At 40.4% G+C, this 969-nt stretch carries 1 protein-coding gene; it reads left to right on the top strand.

The window, feature by feature from the left end; translation table 11 throughout:
* Positions 1 to 969: DUF4175 family protein (locus ACFINC_RS09905; RefSeq protein WP_375617104.1), on the top strand; the 969-nt coding region annotated here is incomplete at both ends.

Genomic DNA, 969 nt, shown 5'->3' with positions numbered 1-969 from the left:
GACGGTATATGATGTATCAGCGCATCCATGGGCGGGTTCGCAGGTTAAAATTACTTTGGTGGCAGAAGATGGTGCAGGGCAGAAAGGGCGTAGCAAAACTTTTATTATGATATTACCGCAGCGTATTTTTTCAAATCCTGTTGCGCGTGCTGTGAGTGAATTGCGTCGTTTACTTGCTCTTGATGTGTCTGCGAAAGAGCGTGTATTGGATATGCTTTCTGCTTTGCTGGTGCGTCCAGAAAAGGGACTTCAAAATACAGCGCATTTTCTCGTTTTACAAAGTGCGTGGACAAGGCTTTCTTTGGCACAAACAGAAGAAGATTTGCGCGATGTTGTGGATTATTTATGGCAGATTGCTTTAGGGATTGAAGGCAATCAGCTTGAATCTGCGCAAAAAAATTTAAAACAAGCACAAGCTGCTTTACGCGATGCACTGCGATATGGTGCTCCAGCGGCAGAAATTGAACGGCTTATGGCAGATTTACGTCAAGCTATGGATGCGTATATTCAAGCTTTGGCCGAAAAAGCACCAGATGGTCAAGTTTCTAAAAATTCTAAAAGCTCAAAAAGTCCTAACCTTTCTGAAAATACATTACAAGAAAAGCTGAATCTCATTGAGGAAATGGCTAAAACAGGCTCTTCTTTAGCCGCTGAACAGCTCTTGGCAGAAATTGAACAGACGCTTGACCACTTGCATGTGCAAAAAGGTAATCAAAATGAGGGAGAAAACAATCAATCTGCACAAATGAAAGAAAAGATGGACAAACTTGGTGATTTAATGCGTCGTCAGCAAGAAATTCTCAATGAAACACATCAGTTAGAGATGAGACAAAAACGTGGGGAAAATGTACCGGAAAAACAAAAAAAATCTTTAAAAAAACGTCAGACTGAATTGCAGTCTGAATTATCAACATTAGAAAAAGAATTATCAGAACAGGGATTTGAAACAGGTGATGCATTGAAAAAAGC

It is taken from the genome of Bartonella sp. AP58NXGY, assembly GCF_042195785.1.
Lineage (GTDB): Bacteria > Pseudomonadota > Alphaproteobacteria > Rhizobiales > Rhizobiaceae > Bartonella.
The sequence above is the reverse complement of the archived record's forward strand: the minus strand, read 5'-3'. Positions and strand labels throughout refer to the sequence as shown.